This is a genomic window from Streptomyces sp. NPDC048290 (genome assembly GCF_040652095.1).
In the GTDB taxonomy this organism is placed as follows: domain Bacteria; phylum Actinomycetota; class Actinomycetes; order Streptomycetales; family Streptomycetaceae; genus Streptomyces.
On sequence record NZ_JBEZLM010000001.1, the window covers coordinates 1 to 22,448 of the forward strand.

Sequence of the window (22,448 nt, forward strand, 5' to 3'; positions counted from 1 at the left end):
CCCGGGGATCCGGGGTCCCGGGGATCCGGGGTCCCGGGGATCCGGGGTCCCGGGGATCCGGGGTCCCGGGGATCCGGGGTCCCGGGGATCCGGGGTCCCGGGGATCCGGGGATCCGGGGATCCGGGGATCCGGGGATCCGGGGTCCCGGGGATCCGGGGTCCCGGGGATCCGGGGATCCGGGGATCCGGGGATCCGGGGTCCCGGGGATCCGGGGATCCGGGGATCCGGGGATCCGGGGATCCGGGGATCCGGGGATCCGGGGATCCGGGGGGGTCCGCTGGACGCTCAGTCCAGCGGGGCCCACCACTCCAGTCGCGTCCCGCCCTCGGGGGGCGTGCCGAGGTCGAGGTCGCCGCCCAGTCCCCGGGCCCGTTCGGTCAGATTGCGCAGTCCGCTGCGGCGGCCCTTCGCGGGGATGCCGACGCCGTCGTCGGTGACGGCCAGGCGGACCTGGCCGGAGCCCGCCACGAGGGCCACGTCGGCGCGGCTCGCGCGGGCGTGGCGGGCGATGTTGGTGAGCGCCTCGGAGAGCACCGCCACCACATGGTCGGCGGTCTCCCGGGGGACGTCCGTGTCGACCAGGCCCTCCATCCGGACGCTGGGCGCGAAGCCCAGGACGGGCACGGCCTCGCCGACCACCCGTACCGCGCGGGCCCGCAGCCCGCCGCCCGTACCGCCCTCACGGGCGCGCAGCCCGAAGATGGTGGAGCGGATGATCTTGATGGTCTCGTCCAGGTCGTCCACCGCCCGCGCCACCCGCTCGGCCGCCTCCGGGTGCTCGATGAACCGGCCCGCGCTCTGGAGGGTCATCCCGGTGGCGAACAGCCGCTGGATCGCCAGGTCGTGCAGGTCGCGGGCGATCCGGTCGCGGTCCTTGAGCACCGCCACCTCCTCGGCGTCCCGGCGCCGTTCGGCCAGCTCCATCGCGACGGCGGCCTGCGCGGCGAAGCCCTGGAGGGGTTCGATCTCGGTGGTGGTGAAGACCGTACGGCCCGACTCGCGCAGCAGGAGCAGGACGCCCCGGACGCCGTCCTCGCCGGTGCCGACCGGGACCGCGACCGCCGGGCCGAGCCCCGCCGAGCGCAGCGACGCGGCGGCGATCCGGTCGTCGCTGGCGACGTCCGCGCTGGTCACCGGGGTGACCGTGGTGAACGCCGCGCCGATCAGACCCGTGTCGGAGGGCAGCACCAGTCCGCGTACGGTGTCCGCCTCGGGGCCGAGGGCGAGTTCCACGCCGAGCGCGTCGGTGTCCTCCATCGGCATCGCGACCACCGCGAGGGCGGCGCCCATGATGTCCCGGGCCCGCCCGGCGATCAGCCGCAGCACCTCGCCGCGCTCGGCGCCCGACATCAGGCTGTGGGTGATCTCGGCGGTGGCCCGCAGCCAGCGTTCGCGCAGCCGGGACTCCTCGTACAGCCGGGCGTTGTCGATGGCGACCCCGGCCGCGACGGCGAGGGTGGCGGTCACCGAGACGTCCTCGTCGTCGAACTGCGCGCCGCCCCGCTTCTCGGTCAGATACAGATTGCCGAACACCTGGTCGCGGACCCGGATGGGGACCCCGAGGAAGGTGTTCATCGGCGGGTGGTTGGGCGGGAAGCCGTACGACGCGGGGTGGGCGGAGAGCTTGTCAAGGCGCAGCGGCTCGGGGTTGCGGATCAGTTCGCCGAGGATGCCGTGGCCCTCGGGGTAGTGGCCGATCCGGGCGATCTCGTCCTCGCTGACGCCGACGGTGTGGAACGCGGACAGGCTGCGCCCGTCGGGGCCGATCACCCCGAGCGCCGCGTACTCGGCGTCCACCAGGGCGGCGGCGGCCTCGACGATGCTGCGCAGGGCCTGTTCCAGGTCGAGTTCGCGGCCGACCGAGAGGACCGCCTCCAGCAGGCTGTGCACCCGGTCCCGGGTGCCGCGGGCGGCGTCGATCCGGGCCTGGAGCTCCTCCAGCAGTTCGTCCAGCCGCAGCTGCGGCAGGCGTACCCGCGCTTCCCAGGGCTCGTCGGGGCTTGCCACCTGCGTCTCTCCTCCGGGGGGGCTGTGGGGATGTGTCGGTGCACGCCCACCGTACCCACGGGCCGGGCCGCGGGCCGCTCCTTGGGCCGGTCGGCCCTGGGGCGGGGAAGGTCAGCACCTCCCCGCGGGCCCGTCCCGGGTCCGACCCTGGAACCGCGCCGTGGCCGTGGACCGACCGGTGCGCGCAGCCGACCCGAGGAGCACGTCATGGCCCGAATGGTCAGAATGGTCCGATACACGGAGGACGTTCCCGGAGCCCACCAGGACCCGGCGGTGACCGCCGGGCCGCGTCGCCGGGTGGACATCCCGGCGGAGGAGGCGCTGCGGCTGCTGGGCGGGGTGTCGCTGGGCCGGATCGTGTTCACCCGGCACGCGCTGCCGACGATCCGCCCGGTCAACCATGTCCTGGACGGCGGTGACATCGTGCTGCGCACCCATGACGGGGCCGCCCTCACCTCGCACGCCCAGGGGGCCGACGTACCGGGGGTGGTCGTCGCCTACGAGGCCGACGCCCTCGACGCGGACACGCACCTCGGCTGGAGCGTGGTCGTCACCGGTTACGCCCGGCTGGTCACGGACCCCGCCGAGGTCGCCCGGTACCACGCCCTGATCCATCCGTGGGTGGACGAGGAGATGTCCCAGACGGTCCGTATCCACCCGGACCTGGTGACGGGGGTACGGCTGGTGGCGGGCCCGAAGCCGTAGGCGGGCGGGGGTCAGGTGCCCGACGGGACGAGGACGACCGGGCAGCGGGCGTGGTGCAGCAGCGTGTGGGCGACGGGGCCGGTCCGTCCGGCGCGGGTGGTGGCGACGGCCACGGCGGTGCCGCGGGTCGCGTCCACCAGCGCGTGAGCGGCGACGCGCGGTCGCGCGGTGTGGTGCAGCACCCGCAGCCGGGCGGTACGGCGCTCGGCCTCGCACAGCGCGTACACGGCGGCGTCGGCGTCGGTGTCCCGCTCCAGCGCGAGCAGCACGTCCCGGCGCCGGTCGCGCGGCGGCGCCCCGCGCACCACCATCAGCGGACCTCGCGCCCGGGCCACCAGCCGTGGGCCGACCGCGCCGCACACGAACCCGGCGAGCGTGCCCCGCCCGCGCGAGCCGATCACGGTGAGCGCGGCGGCGGCGCTCTCCCGGGCCAGCACCCCCACCGGGTCGCCCTCGGCGGCCCCGACCTCCAGGGCCACCCCGGGGCAGCGGGCCCGCAGCCGCGACACGGCGTGCGCGAGCACCGGCCCGGCCTCGTCCCGGTCCGCCACGGCGTACACCACCCGCAGGGCGCTCCCCCAGCGCACGGATTCCTCGGCGGCCCGGTCCAGCGCCCGCACGGAGCCGAGCGACCCGTCCACCCCGACCACGATCCGCCCCGCCATGGCGCGCCCCTTCCCCTCACCGGGCGGGAACCCGGCGCTCCGGGCCCCCCGCGCCCGATGCTCGCGCCGCCGGCCCCCTCCGGGGCACCCCCGGAAAGCCCCCTCCCGCCCACCCGACCGGCCCTTCGCACCGGGGCCGTCCGGCCCCTTCCTCTTCCTCTTCCTCAGACGCTGATCCGCCGCCCCGTGATGACCGCCGGGTCCACGCTGATCCACAGCCTCCGGTCGCCGCCCGCCCAGGGCTCGGTGTAGGCGCCCGCGTCGAGGCGGGTGATCTCGGCGGGGTCGGTCACCTCGCGGGCGTCGCCGCGCACCAGGACGCTCCAGCCGCGGCTGAAGGCGTCGTCGATCCGGTCGACCTCGAAGGCGACGCGGTGGCCTGCGGCGAGCGCGGGGGTGGTGCCGGGGGCGGTGCGGTAGACGACGGCGCCGTCTACGACGCTGTAGTTGACCGGGACGACCACCGGGCCGCCGTCGGTGGGCAGGGCGATCCGGCCGACGCCGTGGCTGCCGAGCAGGGTGCGGCTCTCGTCCTCGCCGAGGTCGCTGAAGTCCGCGCCCCGGACCGCCTCCTCCAGACCGGGGGGCAGGTCGGCGGTGCCGCCGGTGAGGTCGGGGACGGTGGTCTCCAGGGCGGCGGCGAGACCGAGCAGGGTGCCGCGGTCGGGGGCGGAGCCGGGGTGTTCCTCCAGGTAGCGGACGTAGCTCGGGGCCATTCCGGCGCGGTCGGCCACCTCGTCGCGGGTCAGGCCGAGGTCGGCGCGGCGGGCGGCGAGGCGGCGGCCCAGGTCGCCCAGAGGACGTTCGTTCCTCTCGGGTGCGGCCATGGTCGTCACGCTCCTTCAGACCGACGGGTCGTTTTTCGCCCTGTTTATGGGCGTACGTCCATAGTGACCGAGGACACCCCGAACCGCCTGGGCCCCTTCCGCCGGGTGCGGGTGGGTGGGCGTTGTTCGCGCAGTTCCCCGCGCCCCTGTGGGGTCGATGTCGGGTGCGGGTGAGTGGGCAGTGATCGCGCAGTTCCCCGCGCCCCCAGAAACCCACGGCCGAGTGCGGGCGCGTGGGGGGGTCGCGCAGTTCCCCGCGCCCCTGGGGAGGGTGGGGGTGTCTGTGCGATGCCTGGTGCGGGTGGGTGGTCGCTTTTTGCGCAGTTCCCCGCGCCCCTAAAAACCCGGGCCCGCCGTCTCCCCCAGGGGCGCGGGGAACTGCGCGAGAACCCACCACGACCCGCACCCGACATCGCCCCCCTAGGGGCGCGGGGAACTGCGCGAAAAGCGACCACGACCCGCACCCAGCAGCGGGTTTTCAGGGGCGCGGGGAACTGCGCGAGGAGCGACCACTCGCGCGCACCCGACGTCGCACGGACACCCCCACTTCCAGCCCCCAGGCACCCGCACCCGGCATCCCACAGACACCCCCCACCACCCCGCAGACACGACCACCGGTACCGCAAAGGGGACCATCCGGCCCTTCCGTGGACGCGCCCGGGTCGGTTTGATCGCTGTATGTCCAAGAACCCCAGGAGGCCCACACCCCCACCCCCGGTCCGTACCGTGGGAGGGACCACGATCGTCGCCCTCTACGGCGAGATCGACCTGGTCACCGCACCACCCCTCGCCGCCCGCCTCGACGCCCTGGCGTCCGCCCCGCACCCGGACCTGGTCCTCGACCTGCGACTGGTGTCGTTCATCGACTGCGCCGGACTGGCCGTCCTGTGCCGCGCGCGGAACACCGTGCGCGCCCGGCAGGGCAGGCTGCGGCTGATCGCCGGAGGCCGGGGCTTTCTGCGGGTGCTGCGCGCCGCCCAGCTCGGCGGGGTCTTCGAGATCCAGCCGGAGCTGCCCGGGGAGCTGACCCGCGCCCCCGTCACCGGGGCCGGGGTGCGCCGAACGGCGTGAGAACGTACCGTGACGTCCTGGTGTCGCCCCAGGACGGGACGGCACCCGGTGAGGTCAAGGGGAGCGGAGGCACCGTGGGCGGCGGGAAGAAGCAGCCGAAGAAGTCGAGGAAGGTGCCCCGCGCGGCATACGAAGCGGAGCTGCTGCGGCTCCAGACCGAGCTGGTCAAGCTCCAGGAGTGGGTCCGGGCCACCGGCGCACGCGTGGTCGTGGTCTTCGAGGGCCGGGACGCGGCCGGCAAGGGCGGCACCATCAAGCGGGTCGCCGAGCATCTCAACCCCCGGGTCGCCCGGATCGCCGCGCTGCCCAAGCCGACCGAGCGCGAGCGCACCCAGTGGTACTTCCAGCGGTACGTGGAGCATCTCCCGGCCGCCGGGGAGATCGTGCTGTTCGACCGGTCCTGGTACAACCGGGCCGGCGTCGAGCATGTGATGGGCTTCTGCACCAAGGAGGAGTACCAGCTCTTCCTGCGCCAGTGCCCGATCTTCGAGCGGATGCTGGTCGAGGACGGCATCCTGCTGCGCAAGTACTGGTTCTCGGTCAGCGACACCGAGCAGCAGGAGCGGTTCCGCAAGCGCCTTGAGGACCCCCTGCGGCGCTGGAAGCTCTCCCCCATGGACCTGGAGTCCCTCACCCGCTGGGAGGCGTACTCCCGGGCCAAGGACGAGATGCTGGTGCACACCGACATCACCGAGGCGCCCTGGTACGTGGTGGAGAGCGACGACAAGCGCCGGGCGCGGCTGAACATGATCGCCCATCTGCTGGACTCGGTGCCGTACCACGAGGTGCCGCCGCCGGTCCTGGAGCTGCCCGAGCGCCCGCCGTCCACCGGGTACGAGCGCCCGCCGCGCGATCTCCAGACCTACGTCCCCGACCACGCGGCGCGCCTCATGTGACCGCCCCCAGGCCGTCAGCCCCGCTCGGGGACCACGACCACCGGACAGGGCGCGTGGTGCAGCACCCGATGCGCCACCCGGCCCAGCTGGAGCCCGAAGCTCCTCGGCCGCCGCCGGGCGCCGACCACCACGAGATCGGCGTCCCGCGCGGCCTCCACCAGCACGGTGCGGGCCGCGCCCTCGACCGTCCGGCGCCGCACATCGAGCCGGGACACGTCCCCGGGCAGCTCCTTGAGCGCCGTCTCCACCGCCTCGTCCAGCTCCCGCGCCGCCCGCTCCGCGCGGTGCCGGGCTGACTCCCCGGCCAGCGCCGCCGGGCTCGGGCTGCCCTGCGCGGGCGCCCGCCAGGCCCGTACGGCGTCCAGGACCGCGCCGCGCCGCAGTGCCTCCGCGGCGGCGAAGCGCAGCGCCTCGGGGGACTCCGCGCCCGCGCCGACCACGATCCGCCCGTACGTCCGCTCCCCGGGCGCGTCCCGCACGACCAGCACCGGGCAGTGCGCGTGACCGGCCACGGTCAGGCTGACCGAGCCGAGCAGCGCCTCCGACAGCCCGCTGCGGCCCCGGCTGCCGGTGACCAGCAGCGCGGCGTCGCGGCTCGCGCGCACCAGCGCGTACTCGGGCTCCTCGGGCACGGTCTCCGTCACCACCCGCAGGTCGGGGTGGTCGTGCCGGGCCCGGTGCGCGGCGGACTCCACGATGTCCCGGGCCAGCACGTCATCCGCGGACGTACCGAGGCCGTCGGCGAGGGCGGAGCCCTCGTAGCGTTCCCAGAGCGAGGCGTAGACCACCCGCAGCTCCGTGCCCAGCAGGGCGGCCTCCTCGGCGGCCCGGTCCAGCGCGCGCAGCGCGGGCTCGGAGCCGTCCACACCGACCACCACGGGCAGTTCCATGCCGTTCACCGTCCTCATTCTCGTCACCGGCCTTCGGTCAGGTCGAACACGATCCGGGCCCGGACGTCACCATGCAGCACGTCCTCGATCGAGCGGTTGACCGAGTCGAGCGGGCGGGTCTCGCTGATCACCCGGGTCCGGCCGTCGGCGTGCAGCCGGAACACCTCGGCGAGGTCCTGCCGGGTGCCGACGATGGAGCCGATGACACTGGTGCCGTTGAGCACGGTGTCGAAGATCGGGACCTCGATCGTGCCGTGCGCGGGCAGCGCGACCATGACCAGTTTGCCGCCGCGCCGCAGCCCGGCGTTGACGGCGGCGAACGCCGACTCGTTCACCGCGAGGGCGATGGCCGCGTGGGCGCCGCCGTGCCGCTTCAGCACCTGGGCCACATCGTCCTTGCGGGCGTCGATCAGCAGGTCGGCGCCCAGTTCGGCGGCGAGTTCCAGCTTGTCGTCGGTGACGTCGATCGCGGCGACCCGGGCCCCGGCGATCTTCGCGTACTGCACGGCCAGATGCCCGAGCCCGCCGACCCCGGACACCGCGACCAGCTGCGTCGGCCGCACCCCGGCGACCTTCAGCGCCTTGTACGTGGTGACGCCCGCGCAGGTCAGCGGGGCGGCGTCGAGCGCGCTCACCCCGTCGGGCACGGGCTGGGCGAAGTCCGCCCAGGCGAGCATCTGCTCGGCGTAGCCGCCGTCGCAGCCGTAGCCGGTGTTGATCTGCCGCTCGCACAGGGTCTCCCAGCCGGAGAGGCAGTGCTCGCAGCGTCCGCAGGCCCAGCCGAGCCAGGGCACCGCGACCCGGTCGCCGACGGCCAGATGGGTGACGCCGTCGCCGAGTTCCTCGACCCGGCCGACGCCCTCGTGGCCGGGGACGAACGGCGGGCTGGGCTTGACCGGCCAGTCGCCGTGCGCGGCGTGGATGTCGGTGTGGCACAGCCCGGACGCCTCGACCCGGACCCGGACCTGTCCCGGGCCGGGCACCGGGTCCGGCCGGTCCTCGATCACCAGCGGCTCTCCGAACGCGCGTACGACCGCTGCTCTCATGGTGGTGCTCCTTGCGTGGTGGTTCGTCCGGCCGGGGGCCGGGGGTCAGTCGTGCGGGACCACGGCCACGGGGGCGGTGGAGTGGTGCAGGACGGTGTGGGTCACCGGGCCGATCCGGGTGCCGAGCGGACCGCGCCGGACCCGGCGGCCGACGACGACCAGGGACGCACGGTGCGAGGCGTCGACCAGATGGTCGCCCGGAGTGCCGTACAGGGCCTCCGCGACCACCTCCACCTGCGGATACCTCTCCCGCCAGGGGCTCAGCAGCCCGGCCAGCCCCTCGGCCGCCTCCTGGGCCAGGGAGCCGTGGAAGGCGGGGTCGAGGGCGACCGCGTACGCGGTGTAAGGGGCCGGGTTCCAGCCGTGCACCACCCGCAGGGCGGTGCCGCGCCGGGCGGCGGCGGAGAAGGCGAAGCCGATGGTCGCCGGGTCGGGGCTCGCGGTGTCCAGGCCGAGGACGACGGGCCGGTACGGGGTCGCCGCCGACGAGATGCCTGCCGGGTCGTCCTCGTGCTCGTCGGCGGCCTGCTGTCCGGCCCGGACCAGGACCACCGGGCGGCGGGCCCGCGCCACCACGGCATGGCCGACCGAGCCGACCATGAAGCCGCCGACGCCGCTCAGCCCCCGGGAGCCGAGGACCAGCAGGGCCGCGCCGTCGGCGGCGCCGGTGAGGGCCTCGGCGGGACGGCCGGAGAGCAGTTCGACGGTGATGTCCAGCCCGGGGTGGCGCAGCCGCAGGCCCTCGGCGGCCTCGCGGGGCACGCGCTCGCTCCAGTGCCGCTGGGTCTCGACGCCGAGCGGCGGGTTCTTCATGAACGGCTCGGGGATCGGCTCCCACACGTGCGTCAGCCGCAGCGGCACACCGAGCGCCAGCGCCTCCCGCGCCGCCCACTCGGCGGCGGCCCGGCTCTCCCGCGACCCGTCAAGCCCGACGACCACGGGACGGTCCGCGGGGGCGGGGGCGGGGATGGGGGCGGAGACGGGGTCGGGGGCGGATACGAACGCGGGGTCCGTGTCCGGGGCGGGCGCGACGGACGCGACGGGCGCGGCCGGGTCGGCGGGGCGGGACACGGGGTCCGCTTCCGGGTCCGTTTCCGGGTCCGCTTCCGGCGCCGCTCCCGGACCTACTCCTGGCTCCGCTCCCGGCGCCACGCGCGGCTCCGCTCCCGGCGCCACGCGCGGCTCTACTCCCGGCTCTACTCCCGGCTCTGCTCCCGGCACCGCTCCCGGCTCCGCTCTCGGGTCCACGGGATTCCACCTCCTGGGGTCTCGCTGTCTCCAGCGTGGGGTCTGCGGGGGCGGCCCGCGAGGGGCCGGGAGGTCCATGCCGGGGGCCGCCCGGCCCAGGGCCGAGGGGCCGGTCAGCGCAGCCAGGGCACGTCACGGACCACCGGGAGCCGGGCCCAGAGGGTGCCGAGGCCCAGCGTGGCGCCCGACGGGAACACCGCGAGGGCGATCAGGACGACGGCGTAGACCAGGTGGTAGTCGACGAACGGGTTGGCCGACATGCTCGCCGTGCCGTCGGAGAGATGCCGGGCGGGGGGCCACTCGGCGACCCACATCAGCGCCATCAGCACCGTGCCCGCCAGCGCGGCGAGCCGCAGCGCCACCCCGGCGACCAGGGCCACGCCGATGCCCAGCAGGCCCAGCAGGAACAGCCAGTCCGCCCAGGCGGCCCCGGCCCAGGCGTGGAACGCCGACTCCATCGGGCCGACGGCGACCCCGCCGAGGAACCCGGCGGTCGGGGAGCCGCCGTCCAGCCAGCCCCGGCCGGAGCCGGTGGCGTAGCCAAGACCGAAGGTCTTGTCGAGGAACGCCCACAGGAAGACGAAGCCGGTGGACAGGCGCAGCGCGGCGAGGACGTACCCCTCGGCGGAGCGCGGACGGTCCGGCGCGGTGGCCGGACGGAGGTCGGGACGGGGGCTGTGGTGCGGACGCTGGTGCACGGCCATGACGGTGTCCCTTCGGGAGGGCTGCGGGGTGGTCCCCGGCCCGACGCCCTCACTGTCGTGCGCCGCGCCGGGGGCCGCCGGATGCCGGACGGGCCCGGCACCGGAGCCGGACGGCCCGCCCCGACCCGGTCCGGACGGCCCCGCCGCCGGGCCGGCCGGCCCCTGTGCGACGGCCCCGGCGCGGCCCACGCTGAAGGCGCGTGACCTGGGGGAGGGCCCCTCCCCCGCCGACCTCCGGGAGGCACTCATGACCGCCACCACCGCCACGCCCAGCATCCTGCGCGCCCTCGGGACCGAGCACCGGCAGCGGCTCATGGGCGCCGCCCGTGAGGTGTCGTTCCCGCAGGGCACCCGGCTCTTCGAGGAGGGCGGACACGCCGACCGCTTCTGGCTGATCCGGACCGGCACCGTCGAACTCGATCTGCATGTGCCCGGCCGCCGGGCCGCCGTGATCGAGACCCTGCGCCACAACGAACTGGTCGGCTGGTCCTGGCTGTTCACCCCGCATGTGTGGCAGCTGGGCGCGGAGGCCACCACACCGGTACGGGCCTACGAGTTCGACGCCATCGCCGTCCGCGCGCTGTGCGACGAGGACCCCGCGCTGGGCCGGGCGGTGGCCCACTGGGTCGGGGACGTCCTGGCCCACCGGCTGCACGCGGCCCGCACCCGCCTGCTGGACCTGTACGGACCGTACGGCGCCGACCACCGCTCCTGACCCCGGGGACCCGGAAGGGGCCGAATGGGGCCGGTCGGCCCTGGTGCGTCCGGCCCCGGCGCGCGATCATCGGCAGTGAGCCGCGGGACCGCCCGTGGTGCGGTCGGGTCCTGAGGAGCCCGCAGCCCGCAGCCGACCGCGAGTGCCACACGAGGGGTCGTCATGTCCGACACACGCACCTTCACCGAGCAGGACCCGATCCGGGTCTTCCTGCTGGACGACCACGAGGTCGTACGGCGTGGTCTGACCGATCTGCTCGACGCCGAACCGGACATCTCGGTGGTCGGCGACGCCGACAGTGTGGCCCACGCCCTGGTCCGGGGCCCGGCGCTGCGCCCCCATGTGGCGGTCCTCGACGTACGGCTGCCGGACGGCGACGGCATCACCGTGTGCCGGGAGCTGCGCAGCCAGATGCCGGAGCTGGCGTGTCTGATGCTGACGTCGTTCGACGACGAGGACGCCCTGCTGGACGCGATCATGGCCGGTGCCTCCGGCTATGTGCTCAAGCAGATCAAGGGGTCGGACCTGGTCTCGGCGGTGCGGACGGTCGCCTCCGGGCAGTCGATGCTGGACCCGGCGACCACGGCCCGGCTGATGCGTTCGCTGCGCGCCGACCCGGCCGAGAGCCCGGCGCTCGCCCCGGAGCTGGCCGGGCTCTCGCCGCGCGAGCGGGACATCCTGGCGCTGATCGGCGACGGGCTGACCAACCGGGAGATCGGCAAGAAGCTGTATCTCTCCGAGAAGACCATCAAGAACCACATCTCCCGTCTCCTGGCCAAGCTGGGCGTCCAGCGCCGGGTGCAGGCGGCGGTCCTCGCGTCCCAGCTCGACCCCCCGGAGACGGGCGAGCGCCCGGCGCGCTGAGCGGGGCTAGGCCCTATCCGGCGGCGGGCGGGCCGAGGTGTGCGGGTAGTTCCTGGTGGCCGTTGCTGAGCATGGAGCCGAGGGGGCGCAGCTCGGCGGCGGGGACGGCGAGGCGGACGTCGGGGTAGCGGCCGAAGAGCCCGTCGAGCACCGCGGCGACCTCCATCCGGGCCAGCGGGGCGCCGAGGCAGAAGTGCACGCCGTGGCCGAAGGCCATGTGCTCCTTGTTGGGCCGGGTGACGTCGAAGGTGTCGGCGTCGGGGCCGTGCCAGTCGGGGTGGCGGTTGGCGGCTCCGTAGGCGGGCAGCACGGCCTCGCCGCGGCGGATGGTCCGGCCGTCGGGCAGCGGTATGTCGCGGACGGCGAAGCGCAGCGGCAGCAGGCGCAGGGCCGGGGTGAGCCGCAGGGTCTCCTCGACGACGTCGGGCCAGTCCGCGCCGCCGTCGCGGACCCGGTCCAGGGCGCCGGGCTGGCTGAGCAGGGCGACGATGGCCTCGTCGATGACGTTGACGGTGGTCTCGTAGCCCGCGCTGATCATCAGGATGAGGGTGTCGCGCAGCTCCAGGTCGGTGAAGCGGCTGCCGGTCTCCTCGTCGTGGGTCGAGATCAGCAGCGAGGTCATGTCCGGTCCGGGCGCGGCGCGCTTGGCGGCGACGATCCGGTCGGCGAGGGCGAAGAGCCGCTCGTTGTTGGCGGCGGACTGCTCCTGGGTGAGGGTGGTGTCGAAGATGCCGTCGACGACCTGGCGGAACAGCCGGCTCTCGTCGTCGGGGACGCCGAGGAGATGGCTGATCACGGCGATGGGCACCGGGTAGGCGAGCCGTTCGCGCAGATCGACGGGGCCGTCACCGGCGGTCCTGGCGAGGTCGTCGATCAGCTCGGTGACGATCCCGGTGACGACGGGGGCGAGGTCCGCTATCCGGCGGGCGCTGAACGCGGGCGCGATCATACGGCGCAGCCTGCGGTGGTCGCCGCCGTACGCGGTGAACATGTTCTTGACGGCTATCCACAGGGCGAGGGGCCAGGTGGCGACGGTCCGTTCGTAGTCCGGCATGTGCGCCCGGCCGTCCTTGGAGATGTCCGGGCTGGTGAGCAGTTGCTTGAGCAGGGCGGGGTCGGAGACCGACCAGGCCGTCACGCCGAGGATGTCGACGGGGGTGGCCGCGCCGCCGGTGCGCAGGGTGCGGTACTCGGTCTGCCAGTCGGTGCCGTGGGGGTCCAGGACGAGGGGAGGACGCTCGGACATGGGGGGCTCCTGGGTCGCTGGCCGGCCTGCGGGGGCCGGCGTGTCGGACGGACCGGAAACGACTGAGAAGGACTCTTCCCAAGGGCCCATCGGCGCAATGGCCGCCCGCGCCACGCACGCCCGTTCGGACCGAAACCGCACCCCTACGGGCGGCTCCCGCGCGGTCCGACCACGCGGCGGCCGTACGGCTCCCGCCCCGCCCGGGGCGCGCTTACCGACAGGTCAGGACGGGTGCCCGACGGGGTGTCCGCCGGTGCGCGCGGCGCTTTTGGCCGTCCGGCGCGGGTGCGGCGGGCGCGGGGCCGGGCGCCGGGGGACGGCGTGAAGCGGGCGCTCCGCACCGGGGCCCGCGCCGCGCGGTCGGTCCCCCGTGCGCCGGGGTGGGCCCGGATCAGCCGCCGAACGCGGCGGCGTGCTCACGCACCCAGTCGGCGAAGGCACGGGCCGGGCGGCCGGTGAGCCGCCGCACGGTGGGCAGGACGGTCCGCCCGGCCTCGGGCGGGTCGGTGCGCATGGCGAGGAAGAAGCCGATGTCGCTGTCCCCGAAGCCCTGGCCGCGCCAGCGGGCGACCATCTCGTCCTCGCTCAGCGCCACGAACCGGATGTCCCGGCCGAGCACTTCGGCGAGCACGGCGGTGCGTTCGGGCGCGGTCAGCGCCTCGGGCCCGGTCAGCCAGTACTCGGCGCCGTCATGGCTCTCCCGGTCGGTGAGCACGGCCGCGGCGACATCGGCGATGTCGGCCTCGTGCACCAGGGAGCTGGGCATCCCGGGGAAGCCGTCGCGGACCACGCCCTCGCTGCGGACCGACGGCGCCCACTCCAGGGTGTTGGACATGAACTCCACCGGCGCCAGCGCGGTGACCTCCAGCGGGCTCGCGGCGAGCGCCTCGTCGAGCGGGGTCTTCTCGGCGCCGCCCTTGAGCACGGTCACCCGGCGCACCCCGGCGGCGACGGCCGCGGCGACGATGCCGGGGGCGTTGTCGAGGGGGGCGTAGCCGTCGCCGAAGCTGATCAGATGGGCGGCGCCGACCCCGGCGAAGGCGGCGGGGAGGGTGGCGGTGACACCGAGGTTCCCGGCGGCCACCTCGACGCCCGGGGGCAGCTCGGCGGTCGCGGGGTCCCGGGTCAGGGCCCGTACCGGGTGCCCGGTGGCGAGCAGCCGGGCGACGAGATGGCGGCCCACGGTGCCGGTGGCGCCGGTGACGAGAACGGTCTTGGAGTGGGTCATGGAGTGGGTCATGGAGTGGCTCCTTGGTCGACTGCCCGCCACGCTAGAAACCCTTGCGGTCAGCTCCGGTCCGCGATCCCCCGAAGGCCCCACCTCACGCCCGCCCCCGCCACCGCGGGCCGTGCCGCCCGCCACGCCACGGGACCGTGTGCCGCCGGTCCGCCCCCACACCCCGCCTCGCGCCCACATCCCGCCGCCCCGTCACGGACCCCGCCACCTGCCGTGCCGCCTCACCGTCCTGCCGCTCCACCACCGCCCGCGGGCCGCGCCGCCAGCCACGCCACGCCACGGGACCGTGTGCCGCCGGTCCGCCCCCACACCCCGCCCCGCCCCCACATCCCGCCGCCCCGTCACGGACCCCGCCACCTGCCGTGCCGCCTCACCAGCGACCACGCGCCCCACCCCGTCACCCGCCCGCGCCCCCTCCGCCCGCCCCTCGCCGCCCCATCCCGCCCCACCGCCGTCCGCCCGCCGGGGCGGAGCGTGTGCCCCGGCGTGCGCCCCGGTCCGGGGCGGGGTTCCGCGCCCCTTCCCCGCCGCCCGCACTCCCATCTCACGCTATCGGGTGCGTTTAGTGTGCTTGTCGCATGTTCCTTGGACATGCCGGGCAAGCACCGGTCTGCCGAGACGGATCTCATACGCGGATCATCTCTGAAGGGGGAAACCATGCCTGTTCTGTGCCGCCCCGCGGTCGCCGTACCCGAGTACACGATCACCCATGAACAGACCCTGGGTCTGGCCCGTTCGCTGTACGCCGGGCACGAGCAACTACCGCTCGCGCTCCGGCTGATCGGCAACACCGGGGTGCGCAAGCGCCATATCGTGCAGCCGCTCGACCGTACGCTCCGGCACCCGGGATTAGAGGCACGCAACGCCACGTACGAGGCGGAGGCCAAGGCGCGGGTGCCGGACGTCGTGGAGCGGGCCCTGAAGAACGCCGGGCTCGGAGCGCGGGACATCGACGTCATCATCTATGTGTCGTGCACGGGCTTCATGATGCCGTCGCTGACCGCCTGGATGATCAACACGCTGGGGTTCCGGTACGACTGCCGGCAGATCCCCATCGCCCAGCTCGGCTGTGCGGCGGGCGGCGCGGCCATCAACCGGGCGCACGACTTCTGCATGGCCCACCCGGGCTCCAACGCCCTCATCGTGGCCTGCGAGTTCTGCTCGCTGTGCTACCAGCCGACCGATCTGACGGTGGGCAACATGCTCTCCAACGGCCTGTTCGGCGACGCGGTGGCCGCCGCCGTGGTGCGCGGCATGGGCGGCACCGGCATCGAGCTGGAGGCCAACGGCTCCTATCTGGTGCCGGACAGCGAGGACTGGATCGCCTACCGGGTGCGGCCCACCGGCTTCCACTTCATGCTGGACCGCCGGGTGCCCGGCACCATGGAGCAGCTCGCCCCGGCGCTGTCCTCGCTGGCCGCCCAGTACCGGCGGGACGCCAGCGCGCAGAGCTTCTATCTGATCCACGCGGGCGGGCCGCGCATCCTGGACGACCTCAGCCACTATCTCGGGGTGCCGTCGGAGATGTTCCGCTTCAGCCGGGCCACGCTCGCCGAGTACGGGAACATCGCGAGCGCGGTCGTCCTGGACGCGCTGCGCCGGCTGTTCGAGGAGGGCGGCTGCGCGCCGGGGGCGTCGGGGATGATCGCCGGGTTCGGGCCGGGCATCACCGCCGAGATCTCCCTCGGCCGATGGACCACCGACAGCCCGGAACCCGCGGCCGAGCAGGGCGCCGGTTCCGGCGTGCGGGCCGATCCGGCGGGCGCCGCCCCGGTACGGGTCCCCGCGCAGGCCCCGGCGCCCGCGACCGACACGGCGGCGGTCTCCACGGAGGGCCCCGTATGACGGCGGCCGATCCGGACCCGACCGTCCGCCGCCGTCCGCCGCGTACCCGGTGACCGCGGGCGCGTCCGCCGGGCCGCTGATCGTGCCGCCCGGCCGGGGGCGGACCGTGGCGGTCGCCGCCCAGCGGGTCACGTTCAAGGTGACCGGCGAGCACTCCCGCGTGGCGTCCACCTTCGAGGTCGTCGTCCCGCCCGGCTTCGATGTGGGCGCCCACACCCACACGCACAGCGAGGAGCTGTTCTACGTCATCGAGGGCGAGTTGGAGGTGCTCGCGTTCGAGCCGCTGGTGCGGACCCCGGACCACTGGCGGGAGTGGGAGTCCGCCGCCGGTGAGCGGGCCGTACGGGCGGGCCCCGGCACGCTGCTGTTCGTACCGCCGGGCTGTCCGCACGCGTTCGCCAACACCGGCCCGGACCCCGCCCGGGTGCTGTTCCAGGCGGCCCCGCCCCCGGCGCACGAGCGGTACTTCGAGGAACTCCTCGCCCTGCTGGACGGCGCGGGCGAGGACGGAGGAGAGATCGATCACGCGGCGATCGCCGCGCTGCGGCTGCGCTACGACGTCCAGCAGCTCACCCCGCTGCGCTACGCACCGCCCGCCGCCCCGGCACCCCGCTGAGCACGGCGGTCACGCTCCCGTGCCGTGTCCGCTCCCCCGGACACGGCACGGGTGGGACGTCATGTACGCGATGGCGCGGTAGCGGTTAGGGTGGCCGGTGCAGCTGGTTCGTCCCGTCCGCCAGGCGGGATGTCGTAAGAGGGAACCCGGTGGGAATCCGGGACTGCCCCGCAGCGGTGAGTGGGAACGACCGCCGTCATACGCACTGGGTCCGGGAGAACGGGCCTGGGAAGCGACGGCCAGTAGGTGTCCTGACGTCGTCAGGACGGGCCCGCGAGTCCGAAGACCTGCCACTGCCCGTGCGCGGACCTCCGTGCGCGGACATTCCGGTGACCTCGTGGGCGGGTCGGCGTACAGAGCCAGGCCAAGGACCGTGCCATGCCGCGCGCGGACCGGGACCGCCCGGCCTCGTCACCCTTCGCGTCCGCGTCCCGTCGCCGGGATCTCAGGGATTCATCTCGCGAAGGAGATCTCCGTGACCAGCAAGTCCGCAGCCGCGGCAGCACGGGCCACCGTGTACGGCTACCCCCGTCAGGGACAGCACCGGGAACTGAAGAAGGCGATCGAGGGCTACTGGAAGGGCCGCGTCACCGCCGACGCGCTGCGCGCCACCGCCGCCGAACTGCGCTCCGCCAACTGGCGCCGGCTCACCGAGGCGGGCATCGCCGAGGTCCCCACCGGTGACTTCTCGTACTACGACCATGTGCTGGACACGAGTGTGATGGTCGGCGCGATCCCCGCCCGGCACCGGGAGGCGGTGGCCGCCGACGCGCTGGACGGCTACTTCGCGATGGCGCGCGGCACGCAGGACGTGGCGCCGCTGGAGATGACGAAGTGGTTCGACACGAACTACCACTACCTGGTGCCCGAGCTGGGCCCGGACACCGTCTTCGCCGCCGACTCCGCCATGCAGGTCGCCGAACTGGCCGAGGCGCTGGCGCTGGGGCTGACCGCCCGTCCGGTGCTGGTCGGCCCGGTCACGTATCTGCTGCTGGCCAAGCCCGCGCCGGGCGTGGCCGCCGACTTCGATCCGCTGACCCTGCTGGACCGGCTGCTGCCGGTGTACGCGGAGGTGCTCGCCGATCTGCGGGCGGCCGGTGCCGAGTGGGTCCAGCTGGACGAGCCCGCCCTGGTCCAGGACCGCACCCCGGCCGAGCTGAACGCCGCCGCTCGCGCCTACCGTGACCTCGGTGCCCTCACCGACCGGCCGAAGCTGCTGGTGGCCTCGTACTTCGACCGGCTCGGGGACGCGCTGCCGGTGCTCGCGAAGGCGCCCGTGGAGGGGCTCGCGCTGGACTTCACGGAGTCCGCCGCCGCCAACCTGGACGCGCTCGCCGCGGTCGGCGGGCTGCCCGGCAAGCGGCTGGTGGCCGGTGTCGTCAACGGCCGCAACATCTGGGTCAACGACCTCAGCCGGTCCCTGTCCACCCTGGGCACCCTGCTGGGGCTCGCCGACCGGGTCGACGTGGCCGCGTCCTGCTCGCTGCTCCATGTGCCGCTGGACACCGCCCCGGAGCGGGACATCGAACCGCAGGTCAGGCGCTGGCTGGCGTTCGCCCGGCAGAAGACCGCGGAGATCGTCACGCTGGCCAAGGGGCTCGCCGGGGGCACCGACGCCATCGCCGCCCAACTGGCCGCCAACCGGGCCGACCTGGCGTCCCGCGCGGGCTCGCCGATCACCCGCGACCCGGCGGTGCGGGCCCGTGCCGCCGCCGTCACGGACGCCGACGCCCGCCGCTCCCAGCCGTACGCCGAGCGGACCGCGGCGCAGCGCGCCCACCTCGGGCTGCCGCTGCTGCCGACCACCACCATCGGCTCCTTCCCGCAGACCGACGCGCTGCGCACGGCCCGCGCCGATCTGCGGGCCGGGCGGATCGACACCGCCGGGTACGAGGACCGCATCAAGAGCGAGATCCGGGACGTGCTGACGTTCCAGGAGAAGGCCGGTCTCGATGTCCTGGTGCACGGCGAGCCCGAGCGCAACGACATGGTCCAGTACTTCGCCGAGCAGCTCACCGGCTATCTCGCCACCCAGCACGGCTGGGTCCAGTCGTACGGCACCCGGTACGTCCGGCCGCCGATCCTGGCCGGGGACATCTCCCGCCCGGAGCCGATGACCGTGCGCTGGACGACATACGCGCAGTCGCTCACCGACCGGCCGGTCAAGGGCATGTTGACCGGGCCGGTGACCATGCTGGCCTGGTCGTTCGTCCGGGACGACCAGCCGCTCGGGGACACCGCACGGCAGGTGGCGCTCGCCCTGCGCGACGAGGTGGCCGACCTGGAGGCGGCCGGTACCTCGGTCATCCAGGTGGACGAGCCCGCGCTGCGCGAGACGCTGCCGCTGCGCGCCGCCGACCACGCCGCCTATCTGGCGTGGGCGACGGAGGCGTTCCGGCTGTCCACCGCCGGGGTGCGGCCGGACACGCAGATCCATACGCACATGTGCTACGCCGAGTTCGGTGACATCGTGCGGGCGATCGACGACCTCGACGCCGATGTGATCAGCCTGGAGGCGGCCCGCTCGCACATGCAGGTGGCGCGTGAGCTGGCCGCGCACGGCTATCCGCGCGAGGCGGGACCGGGTGTCTACGACATCCACTCGCCGCGGGTGCCGAGCGCCGATGAGGCGGCCGAGCTGCTGCGCACCGGGCTGAAGGCGATCCCGGCGGAGCGGCTGTGGGTGAACCCGGACTGCGGTCTGAAGACCCGTGGCTGGCCGGAGACCCGGGCGTCGCTGGAGCACCTGGTGGCAGCGGCCCGCACGGTCCGCTCGGAACTGGCCTGATCCATGGGCGGGGCCGGGGAGTTCCGCTCCCCGGCCCGTCGGTCACAGGCCCACGTCCCGGGCGCGGATGTCGTCCAGGGACTCCCGGCGGACCAGCAGCCGGGCCCGGCCGTCGGTGACCGCGGCGACCGGCGGACGGCCGACCAGGTTGTAGCCGGACGCCATCGACAGGTGGTAGGCGCCCGCGACCGGCACCGCGAGCAGATCGCCCGGCCGGACGTCGTCCGGGAGTTCGGCGCCGGCGGCCAGCACGTCGCCCGCCTCGCAGTGCCGGCCGACCACGGTGACCGGGGCCGGGGGGCCGCCCGCGCGGCCGATCAGCCGGGGCGCGTACCGCACGCCGTACAGCGCCGGACGCGGGTTGTCGCTCATGCCGCCGTCGACGGCCACATAGGTGTGCGCGCCGGTGTGTTTGACGGCGAGGACCCGGTAGAGGGCGATCCCGGCGGGGCCCGCGACGGCCCGGCCCGGTTCGATGAGCAGCCGGGGCACCGGCAGCCCCGCCGCCGCGCACGCCCCGGTGAGTTCGGCGCGCACCCGGCGGGCCAGCGCGGTGAGGTCGAGGGCGGGTTCGCCGGGGCGGTAGGCGATGCCGTGGCCGCCGCCGAGGTCGAGTTCGGGCAGGATCACGCCGTGCTGCCGGTGCAGCCGGGCCATCAGCCCCACCAGTCTGCGCACGGCCGCGAGATACGGCTTGACGCTGGTGATCTGCGAGCCGAGATGGCAGTGCAGCCCGGTGAGTTCGAGTTGTGGCTGGTCCAGGATGCGGGCGATGGCGTGCTGGGCGTATCCGTCGGAGATGGACAGCCCGAACTTCTGGTCCTCGGTGCCGGTGCGGATCTTGTCGTGGCCGCCCGCCGAGATCCCGGGCACCACCCGGACCATGACCCGCTGATGTCCGCCGGGCCCCACGGCGGCGGCCAGCCGGGCGATCTCGGAGGGGCTGTCGATGACGATCCGTCCGACGCCGAGCCGCAGCGCGCTCGCCAGGTCGCGCGGTGACTTGGCGTTGCCGTGCAGCACGATCCGGTCGGCGGGGAAGCCGGTGGTGACGGCCAGTTCGAGTTCCCCGGCGGAGCAGACGTCGAGGCCGAGTCCCTCCTCGGCGACCCAGTGGGCCATGGCACGGCACAGGAACGCCTTGGCGGCGTACAGGATCTCGGCGTCCGGGAAGGCGTCTGTGTAGGTGCGGCAGCGGTCGCGGACCTCGGCCTCGTCCAGCACATAGACGGGGGTGCCGAAGCGGTCGGCGAGTTCGGTGAGGGCGACTCCGCCGACGGCGACCTCGCCGGGGCGGGGTTCGGTGGTGGACGCGGGCCACACGGAGCGGTCGGCGAGGGCGGGGGCCGCGGTGGTGTCGTGGAGGGTGGTCATGGTGCGGGCTCCTCAGTCGCGGTGGGCGCGGGCGCGGTGGGTCACGTCGGCCGGTCCGGGGGTGAGCGCGCGGACCAGGACGGCGGTGCGGGCGACCGGGGCGGCTGCCGGGGCGGAGAGCTGCGGGTCGACGGTGAGGGAGGTGACGCCCAGCGGGGCGACGAGGGCGCGCAGCGCGGGCGCGGCGAGCCGGATCCACGGCTGTCCGGCGCCGAGGGTGGCGGTCAGCCGCCGCGCGGAGGTGAAGGCGACGGCCGTGCGGTCGCCCAGCGGGGTGCGGAAGAGCCGGGTCGCGCACCCGGAGGGTCCCGGACGGACCGGTACGTACAGGGGTCCGTCCGGGAGGCGTTCGCCGGGTTCCGGATCGTCGCCGCACGGGATGTCTGCCATGGCTGCCTCCTGGAGGCCGGGCTCGGTCGGTCGGGTGTCACGTCCGGCGCCCCGGGATCGCGGGGAGGCGGTCCGGGGCGCCCACCGATGACGCTATGCCCGGCCGGGCGGGGGGCGGGGTGGCCCCTGACGGGACGCTGACGGTCGGGGGCTGGACGTATACGGGTTGCTGACGCGGGCCGCGCGGGCGTCAGGCGGGGGTGTGCAGGGCCGTGCTGAGGGTGTCCGTGATCTGGGCGCGGGCGGCGCGGGCTGCGGGGCTGCGGCGCAGGGCGTCGAACAGCACGAAGCCGTGCACGGTGCCGTGGTAGCGCGCCGAGACCACCGGCACCCCGGCGGCGCGCAGCAGCGCCGCGTACGCCTCGCCCTCGTCGCGCAGGACGTCCGCCTCGGCGGTCAGCACCAGCGCCGGGGGCAGTCCGGCGAGGTCGGCGGGGGCGGCGCGCAGCGGGGCGGCGGTGGGGTCGGCGCGCCGGGCGGGGTCGGGCACGTACTGGTCCCAGAAGGTGCGCATGGCGTCCCGGCCGAGGAAGTGGCCGTCGGCGAAGCGGTGCGCGGAGGGGGTGGCGAGGGCGGCGTCGGTGACCGGGCAGACCAGGACCTGGTGGACCGGCCGGGGGTCGCCGTGGCGGTGGGCGAGCAGGGTGAGCGCGGCGGCGAGATTGGCTCCGGCGGACACGCCGACGACGGCGACCCGGGCGCCGTCGAGGCCGTGCCGGGCGCCGTCGCGGGCCAGCCAGCGCAGCAGGGCGCGGCACTGCCGCAGGGCCACCGGGTGCCGGGCTGCGGGCGGCCGGTCGTAGTCGGGGACGAGGACGGCGGCGTCGGCGCCGAGCACCAGATCGCGCAGCAGGCCCCAGTGGGCGTCGGCGTCGGACAGCAGCCAGCCCAGGCCGTGCAGGAACAGCACGACGGGCAGGGGTCCGCCGCCGTCAGCGGGCCGCAGCAGCCGTACCCGCAGCGGGCCGGGGCCCGGCGCGGGCACGGTGAGCCAGGTCTCGCCGATGTCGGCGTCGTGCCCGCCGCGGTCCAGCAGCGGGGCCAGCGCGGCGCGGGCGGCGTCCGGGTCGGCGCCGGGCGGTACGGCGGGGCAGTGGTGGCGCTCGACGAAGCGCCGGGCCGCGGGCTCCAGCACCACGGGCGGTTCGGCGAGTCCGGGGATTCCGGGGATTCCGGGGAACGGGTCGGCGTGGGGCATGGCGGCTCCGTCACGGGGGCGGCCGGGGCCGCGAGGAGAGGGCCCCGCCGACCCTAGGGGCGGACGCCGGGGACGGTGTGTCGTCCGCGCACGGGCGATGACCCCCCGCGCACCG

20 protein-coding genes and 1 riboswitch are annotated in these 22,448 nt (G+C 75.1%); of the genes, 8 read left to right on the top strand and 12 right to left on the bottom strand.

All coding sequences use genetic code 11. The annotated features are described in order from the left end of the window. Positions 1-286: 286 nt before the first annotated feature. A complete protein-coding gene (locus tag AB0D49_RS00005) occupies positions 287-2,008 on the bottom strand; it encodes a GAF domain-containing sensor histidine kinase (RefSeq protein WP_362748074.1) in 1,722 nt (573 codons plus the stop codon). Positions 2,009-2,233: 225 nt separating this feature from the next. Between AB0D49_RS00005 and AB0D49_RS00010 the strand changes: the two genes are divergently transcribed. Then, positions 2,234-2,713 carry a pyridoxamine 5'-phosphate oxidase family protein gene (locus AB0D49_RS00010; protein WP_362749255.1) on the top strand — a complete coding sequence of 160 codons (480 nt, stop codon included), beginning with the start codon at positions 2,234-2,236 and terminating at the stop codon, positions 2,711-2,713. Between the two features lie 11 nt (positions 2,714-2,724). Here AB0D49_RS00010 and AB0D49_RS00015 read toward each other — a convergent pair whose 3' ends face one another. Then, entirely contained in the window at positions 2,725-3,378 is a 654-nt protein-coding gene (locus tag AB0D49_RS00015; protein ID WP_362748077.1) for a universal stress protein, read from the bottom strand. A 164-nt stretch (positions 3,379-3,542) separates the two neighbouring features. Next, positions 3,543-4,205 (bottom strand): pyridoxamine 5'-phosphate oxidase family protein, encoded by a 663-nt coding sequence (locus tag AB0D49_RS00020; protein ID WP_362748080.1) that lies wholly within the window; start codon positions 4,203-4,205, stop codon positions 3,543-3,545. A 678-nt stretch (positions 4,206-4,883) separates the two neighbouring features. Here AB0D49_RS00020 and AB0D49_RS00025 point away from each other — a divergent pair. After that, positions 4,884-5,276 carry an STAS domain-containing protein gene (locus AB0D49_RS00025; protein ID WP_362748083.1) on the top strand — a complete coding sequence of 131 codons (393 nt, stop codon included), beginning with the start codon at positions 4,884-4,886 and terminating at the stop codon, positions 5,274-5,276. Between the two features lie 74 nt (positions 5,277-5,350). Beyond that, the gene (gene ppk2 / locus AB0D49_RS00030; RefSeq protein ID WP_362749258.1) at positions 5,351-6,172 is read left to right on the top strand and encodes a polyphosphate kinase 2; all 822 of its coding nucleotides are present in this window, start codon (positions 5,351-5,353) and stop codon (positions 6,170-6,172) included. A gap of 14 nt (positions 6,173-6,186) precedes the next feature. Here the strand turns inward: ppk2 and AB0D49_RS00035 are convergent, their stop codons facing one another. From AB0D49_RS00035 to AB0D49_RS00050, 4 genes are all read right to left on the bottom strand, one after another. Further along, positions 6,187-7,062, bottom strand: coding sequence for a universal stress protein (locus tag AB0D49_RS00035; RefSeq protein ID WP_362748086.1), 876 nt, complete (start codon positions 7,060-7,062; stop codon positions 6,187-6,189). A 23-nt stretch (positions 7,063-7,085) separates the two neighbouring features. Continuing rightward, positions 7,086-8,108: an alcohol dehydrogenase AdhP gene (adhP, locus tag AB0D49_RS00040; RefSeq protein WP_362748088.1), complete on the bottom strand. Its 1,023-nt coding sequence runs from the start codon at positions 8,106-8,108 to the stop codon at positions 7,086-7,088. A 45-nt stretch (positions 8,109-8,153) separates the two neighbouring features. Then, positions 8,154-9,077, bottom strand: coding sequence for a universal stress protein (locus tag AB0D49_RS00045; protein WP_362749261.1), 924 nt, complete (start codon positions 9,075-9,077; stop codon positions 8,154-8,156). Between the two features lie 392 nt (positions 9,078-9,469). Further along, positions 9,470-10,060 (bottom strand): hypothetical protein, encoded by a 591-nt coding sequence (locus AB0D49_RS00050; RefSeq protein ID WP_362748091.1) that lies wholly within the window; start codon positions 10,058-10,060, stop codon positions 9,470-9,472. Between the two features lie 247 nt (positions 10,061-10,307). Between AB0D49_RS00050 and AB0D49_RS00055 the strand changes: the two genes are divergently transcribed. Together AB0D49_RS00055 and AB0D49_RS00060 are read left to right on the top strand one after the other, a co-directional pair. Then, entirely contained in the window at positions 10,308-10,775 is a 468-nt protein-coding gene (locus AB0D49_RS00055; protein ID WP_362748094.1) for a cyclic nucleotide-binding domain-containing protein, read from the top strand. 162 nt (positions 10,776-10,937) lie between these two features. Continuing rightward, entirely contained in the window at positions 10,938-11,639 is a 702-nt protein-coding gene (locus AB0D49_RS00060) for a response regulator transcription factor (RefSeq protein WP_362748096.1), read from the top strand. 13 nt (positions 11,640-11,652) lie between these two features. Here the strand turns inward: AB0D49_RS00060 and AB0D49_RS00065 are convergent, their stop codons facing one another. Continuing rightward, positions 11,653-12,885 carry a cytochrome P450 gene (locus AB0D49_RS00065; protein ID WP_362748099.1) on the bottom strand — a complete coding sequence of 411 codons (1,233 nt, stop codon included), beginning with the start codon at positions 12,883-12,885 and terminating at the stop codon, positions 11,653-11,655. A gap of 391 nt (positions 12,886-13,276) precedes the next feature. Continuing rightward, positions 13,277-14,125, bottom strand: coding sequence for an NAD(P)H-binding protein (locus AB0D49_RS00070; protein ID WP_362748102.1), 849 nt, complete (start codon positions 14,123-14,125; stop codon positions 13,277-13,279). Positions 14,126-14,779: 654 nt separating this feature from the next. Between AB0D49_RS00070 and AB0D49_RS00075 the strand changes: the two genes are divergently transcribed. The 3 genes from AB0D49_RS00075 (at position 14,780) to metE (ending at position 19,371) form a co-directional block, all read left to right on the top strand. Next, positions 14,780-15,967 (top strand): type III polyketide synthase, encoded by a 1,188-nt coding sequence (locus AB0D49_RS00075; RefSeq protein ID WP_362748104.1) that lies wholly within the window; start codon positions 14,780-14,782, stop codon positions 15,965-15,967. A 49-nt stretch (positions 15,968-16,016) separates the two neighbouring features. Beyond that, positions 16,017-16,583 carry a cupin domain-containing protein gene (locus AB0D49_RS00080; RefSeq protein WP_362748107.1) on the top strand — a complete coding sequence of 189 codons (567 nt, stop codon included), beginning with the start codon at positions 16,017-16,019 and terminating at the stop codon, positions 16,581-16,583. A gap of 104 nt (positions 16,584-16,687) precedes the next feature. Then, a riboswitch (cobalamin riboswitch) is annotated at positions 16,688-16,876 on the top strand. 182 nt (positions 16,877-17,058) lie between these two features. After that, a complete protein-coding gene (metE, locus tag AB0D49_RS00085) occupies positions 17,059-19,371 on the top strand; it encodes a 5-methyltetrahydropteroyltriglutamate--homocysteine S-methyltransferase (RefSeq protein WP_362748110.1) in 2,313 nt (770 codons plus the stop codon). 42 nt (positions 19,372-19,413) lie between these two features. Here metE and lysA read toward each other — a convergent pair whose 3' ends face one another. The 3 genes from lysA to AB0D49_RS00100 all read right to left on the bottom strand — a co-directional run bounded on the left by lysA (position 19,414) and on the right by AB0D49_RS00100 (position 22,333). Next, entirely contained in the window at positions 19,414-20,745 is a 1,332-nt protein-coding gene (gene lysA, locus AB0D49_RS00090) for a diaminopimelate decarboxylase (RefSeq protein ID WP_362748113.1), read from the bottom strand. A 12-nt stretch (positions 20,746-20,757) separates the two neighbouring features. Further along, positions 20,758-21,135 (bottom strand): SAV_915 family protein, encoded by a 378-nt coding sequence (locus AB0D49_RS00095; protein ID WP_362748116.1) that lies wholly within the window; start codon positions 21,133-21,135, stop codon positions 20,758-20,760. Between the two features lie 190 nt (positions 21,136-21,325). Next, entirely contained in the window at positions 21,326-22,333 is a 1,008-nt protein-coding gene (locus AB0D49_RS00100; protein WP_362748119.1) for an alpha/beta hydrolase, read from the bottom strand. Positions 22,334-22,448: the final 115 nt, after the last annotated feature.